Here is a 5,436-nt window from a genome sequence, read left to right as displayed (position 1 = left end):
CGGGTGTGTTGTTTGAGAACTCAATAGTGTGTTTGGTGGTTTTTGTTTGTTGTTGTTTTTTGCCATGCCTTTGACTGCCCCGTGGTTGGGGGTGTGGTGTTTTTTGTGTCAGATGTTTGTTGTCTGATGTTGTCAGGTATTTTTCTGAATTGGCCTTTTTGAGGTTTTGTTTGGAGAGTTTGATCCTGGCTCAGGACGAACGCTGGCGGCGTGCTTAACACATGCAAGTCGAACGGAAAGGCCCTTCGGGGTGCTCGAGTGGCGAACGGGTGAGTAACACGTGGGTGATCTGCCCTGCACTCTGGGATAAGCCTGGGAAACTGGGTCTAATACCGGATAGGACTACATGCTGCATGGTGTGTGGTGGAAAGCGTTTTGTAGCGGTGTGGGATGGGCCCGCGGCCTATCAGCTTGTTGGTGGGGTGATGGCCTACCAAGGCGACGACGGGTAGCCGGCCTGAGAGGGTGTCCGGCCACACTGGGACTGAGATACGGCCCAGACTCCTACGGGAGGCAGCAGTGGGGAATATTGCACAATGGGCGCAAGCCTGATGCAGCGACGCCGCGTGGGGGATGACGGCCTTCGGGTTGTAAACCTCTTTCAACGCCGACGAAGCGGAAGTGACGGTAGGCGTAGAAGAAGCACCGGCCAACTACGTGCCAGCAGCCGCGGTAATACGTAGGGTGCGAGCGTTGTCCGGAATTACTGGGCGTAAAGAGCTCGTAGGTGGTTTGTCGCGTTGTTCGTGAAAACTCACAGCTTAACTGTGGGCGTGCGGGCGATACGGGCAGACTGGAGTACTGTAGGGGAGACTGGAATTCCTGGTGTAGCGGTGGAATGCGCAGATATCAGGAGGAACACCGGTGGCGAAGGCGGGTCTCTGGGCAGTAACTGACGCTGAGGAGCGAAAGCGTGGGGAGCGAACAGGATTAGATACCCTGGTAGTCCACGCCGTAAACGGTGGGTACTAGGTGTGGGTTTCCTTCCTTAGGGATCCGTGCCGTAGCTAACGCATTAAGTACCCCGCCTGGGGAGTACGGCCGCAAGGCTAAAACTCAAAGGAATTGACGGGGGCCCGCACAAGCGGCGGAGCATGTGGATTAATTCGATGCAACGCGAAGAACCTTACCTGGGTTTGACATGCACAGGACGCCAGTAGAGATAGTGGTTCCCTTGTGGCCTGTGTGCAGGTGGTGCATGGCTGTCGTCAGCTCGTGTCGTGAGATGTTGGGTTAAGTCCCGCAACGAGCGCAACCCTTGTTCCATGTTGCCAGCGCGTGATGGCGGGGACTCATGGGAGACTGCCGGGGTCAACTCGGAGGAAGGTGGGGATGACGTCAAGTCATCATGCCCCTTATGTCCAGGGCTTCACACATGCTACAATGGCCGGTACAAAGGGCTGCGATGCCGTGAGGTTAAGCGAATCCTTTAAAGCCGGTCTCAGTTCGGATCGGGGTCTGCAACTCGACCCCGTGAAGTCGGAGTCGCTAGTAATCGCAGATCAGCAACGCTGCGGTGAATACGTTCCCGGGCCTTGTACACACCGCCCGTCACGTCATGAAAGTCGGTAACACCCGAAGCCAGTGGCCTAACCCTTGTGGAGGGAGCTGTCGAAGGTGGGATCGGCGATTGGGACGAAGTCGTAACAAGGTAGCCGTACCGGAAGGTGCGGCTGGATCACCTCCTTTCTAAGGAGCACCATTGTTCCCCCGTCCCCGTATCCGCGGGATGTCGACGGTTGGGAGATTTTTCGCCGGCGCCTGTAGTGGGTTGTCCGGTGGTGCAATGAAGTACGCAACAACGAACCGTCATCGGCTCGCCTTTCGGGTGGGTTGGTGGTGGCTGCCAGGCACACTGTTGGGTCCTGAGACAACAGGCCCGTGGCGCTCCTGGTTTGGGGTGCGGCTCCCTTGGTGGGGGTGGGTGTGTTGTCGCCTCACACTTGGTGGTGGGGTGTGGTGTTTGAGTTGTGGATAGTGGTTGCGAGCATCTAGCGAGCAAGGCCTGTTTACCCTGTGTGGGTGGTGGGTGTTGTTTGTTGGTGCAATTGTTTCTTCGAGAAATATGCTTTTGGTTTTTGTGTTTGTAAGTGTGTTAGGGCGCATGGTGGATGCCTTGGCATCGGGAGCCGATGAAGGACGTGGGAGGCTGCGATATGCCTCGGGGAGTTGTCAACCGAGCGTTGATCCGAGGATGTCCGAATGGGGAAACCCGGCACGAGTGATGTCGTGTCACCACACGCTGAATGTATAGGTGTGTGGGGGGAACGCGGGGAAGTGAAACATCTCAGTACCCGTAGGAGAAGAAAACAAGTGTGATTCCGTGAGTAGTGGCGAGCGAAAGCGGAGGATGGCTAAACCGCGCGCATGTGATACCGGGTAGGGGTTGTGTGTGTGGTGTTGTGGGAGTGTCGTGTCTGGGTCTACCTGCCTGGAGGGCAGTGAGAAAGTGTTGTGGTTAGCGGAAGTGGCCTGGGATGGTCTGCCGTAGACGGTGAGAGCCCGGTACGTGAAAACCCGATACCTGTCTTGCGATATTTTCCCGAGTAGCAGCGGGCCCGTGGAATCTGCTGTGAATCTGCCGGGACCACCCGGTAAGCCTGAATACTTCCCGATGACCGATAGCGGATTAGTACCGTGAGGGAATGGTGAAAAGTACCCCGGGAGGGGAGTGAAAGAGTACCTGAAACCGTGTGCCTACAATCCGTCAGAGCCCTCCCTTGTGGTGGGGTGATGGCGTGCCTTTTGAAGAATGAGCCTGCGAGTCACCGGCACGTCGCGAGGTTAACCCGGGTGGGGTAGCCGTAGCGAAAGCGAGTCTGAATAGGGCGTATCCCCGTTGGGGGTGTAGTGGCGTGTTGTGGACCCGAAGCGGAGTGATCTACCCATGGCCAGGGTGAAGCGCGGGTAAGACCGCGTGGAGGCCCGAACCCACTTAGGTTGAAGACTGAGGGGATGAGTTGTGGGTAGGGGTGAAAGGCCAATCAAACTCCGTGATAGCTGGTTCTCCCCGAAATGCATTTAGGTGCAGCGTTGCATGTTTCACGCCGGAGGTAGAGCTACTGGATGGCCGATGGGCCCTACTAGGTTACTGACGTCAGCCAAACTCCGAATGCCGGTGTGTGAAGTGTGGCAGTGAGACGGCGGGGGATAAGCTCCGTGCGTCGAGAGGGAAACAGCCCAGATCGCCGGCTAAGGCCCCTAAGCGTGTGCTAAGTGGAAAAGGATGTGCAGTCGCGAAGACAACCAGGAGGTTGGCTTAGAAGCAGCCACCCTTGAAAGAGTGCGTAATAGCTCACTGGTCAAGTGATTGTGCGCCGATAATGTAGCGGGGCTCAAGCACACCGCCGAAGCCGCGGCAACAATTTATTGTTGGGTAGGGGAGCGTCCCCTCACCGGTGAAGCCACCTAGTGATGGTGTGGTGGAGGTGTGGGGAGTGAGAATGCAGGCATGAGTAGCGATAAGGCAAGTGAGAACCTTGCCCGCCGAAAGACCAAGGGTTCCTGGGCCAGGCCAGTCCGCCCAGGGTGAGTCGGGACCTAAGGCGAGGCCGACAGGCGTAGTCGATGGACAACGGGTTGATATTCCCGTACCCGTGTGTGCGCGTCCCTGATGAATCCATTCTGCTAACCACCCAAAAGGTGGTCGATCAATCCCTTCGGGGTGCGACGACTGCTGGCTGCGTGGGACCCGGGTGGGTAGTAGTCAAGCGATGGGGTGACGCAGGAAGGTAGCCGTACCAGTCAGTGGTAATACTGGGGCAAGCCGGTAGGAAGAACGATAGGCAAATCCGTCGTTCATATATTCCGAGAGGTGATGCATAACCGGATGAGGTGAATTCGGTGATCCTATGCTGCCGAGAAAAGCCTCTAGCGAGTTCACACACGGCCCGTACCCCAAACCGACACAGGTGGTCAGGTAGAGAATACCAAGGCGTACGAGATAACTATGGTTAAGGAACTCGGCAAAATGCCCCCGTAACTTCGGGAGAAGGGGGACCGGACTATCGTGAACACCCTTGCGGTGGGAGCGGGATCCGGTCGCAGAAACCAGTGAGAAGCGACTGTTTACTAAAAACACAGGTCCGTGCGAAGTCGCAAGACGAGGTATACGGACTGACGCCTGCCCGGTGCTGGAAGGTTAAGAGGACCGGTTAGCGGATTCGTCCGCGAAGCTGAGAATTTAAGCCCCAGTAAACGGCGGTGGTAACTATAACCATCCTAAGGTAGCGAAATTCCTTGTCGGGTAAGTTCCGACCTGCACGAATGGCGTAACGACTTCTCAACTGTCTCAACCATAGACTCGGCGAAATTGCACTACGAGTAAAGATGCTCGTTACGCGCGGCAGGACGAAAAGACCCCGGGACCTTCACTACAACTTGGTATTGATGTTCGATACGGTTTGTGTAGGATAGGTGGGAGACTGTGAAACTCGCACGCCAGTGTGGGTGGAGTCGTTGTTGAAATACCACTCTGATCGTATTGGACCTCTAACCTCGAACCCTGAACCGGGTTCAGGGACAGTGCCTGGCGGGTAGTTTAACTGGGGCGGTTGCCTCCTAAAATGTAACGGAGGCGCCCAAAGGTTCCCTCAACCTGGACGGCAATCAGGTGTTGAGTGCAAGTGCACAAGGGAGCTTGACTGCGAGACGGACATGTCAAGCAGGGACGAAAGTCGGGACTAGTGATCCGGCACCCCCGAGTGGAAGGGGTGTCGCTCAACGGATAAAAGGTACCCCGGGGATAACAGGCTGATCTTCCCCAAGAGTCCATATCGACGGGATGGTTTGGCACCTCGATGTCGGCTCGTCGCATCCTGGGGCTGGAGCAGGTCCCAAGGGTTGGGCTGTTCGCCCATTAAAGCGGCACGCGAGCTGGGTTTAGAACGTCGTGAGACAGTTCGGTCTCTATCCGCCGCGCGCGTCAGAAGCTTGAGGAAACCTGTCCCTAGTACGAGAGGACCGGGACGGACGAACCTCTGGTCCACCAGTTGTCCCACCAGGGGCACCGCTGGATAGCCACGTTCGGACAGGATAACCGCTGAAAGCATCTAAGCGGGAAACCTCTTCCAAGACCAGGCTTCTCACCCATTTAGTGGGATAAGGCCCCCCGCAGACCACGGGATCGATAGACCAGACCTACACGCACCGCAAGGTGTTCAGGGAACTGGCACTAACCGGCCGAAAACTTACCAACACAACACCTCGCAACCACACCACACACACCACACCCCACCACCAAAACAACCACCACGGGGGGCACACGGGGACACACAAACCCCCCCAACCCCCCCACCACAAAATAAATAGAGTTACGGCGGTAATAGCGACAGGGAAACGCCCGGACCCATCCCGAACCCGGAAGCTAAGCCTGCCAGCGCCGATGATACTACCCACCCGGGTGGAAAAGTAGGACACCGCCGAACACACATTAAA

3 rRNA genes are annotated in these 5,436 nt (G+C 56.7%); all 3 read left to right on the top strand.

The annotated features are described in order from the left end of the window. Positions 1 to 167: 167 nt before the first annotated feature. The 3 genes from ACAG26_RS27555 to rrf all read left to right on the top strand — a co-directional run bounded on the left by ACAG26_RS27555 (position 168) and on the right by rrf (position 5,426). A 16S ribosomal RNA gene (locus ACAG26_RS27555) occupies positions 168 to 1,689 on the top strand. 395 nt (positions 1,690 to 2,084) lie between these two features. Beyond that, positions 2,085 to 5,197, top strand: a 23S ribosomal RNA gene (locus ACAG26_RS27550). Between the two features lie 116 nt (positions 5,198 to 5,313). Continuing rightward, positions 5,314 to 5,426, top strand: a 5S ribosomal RNA gene (rrf, locus tag ACAG26_RS27545). The 16S, 23S and 5S rRNA genes sit together here, the layout of an rRNA operon. Positions 5,427 to 5,436: the final 10 nt, after the last annotated feature.

The organism is Mycobacterium sp. pUA109, assembly GCF_041287095.1.
GTDB lineage: Bacteria > Actinomycetota > Actinomycetes > Mycobacteriales > Mycobacteriaceae > Mycobacterium.
This window is presented reverse-complemented; position numbering and strand designations above follow the sequence as displayed.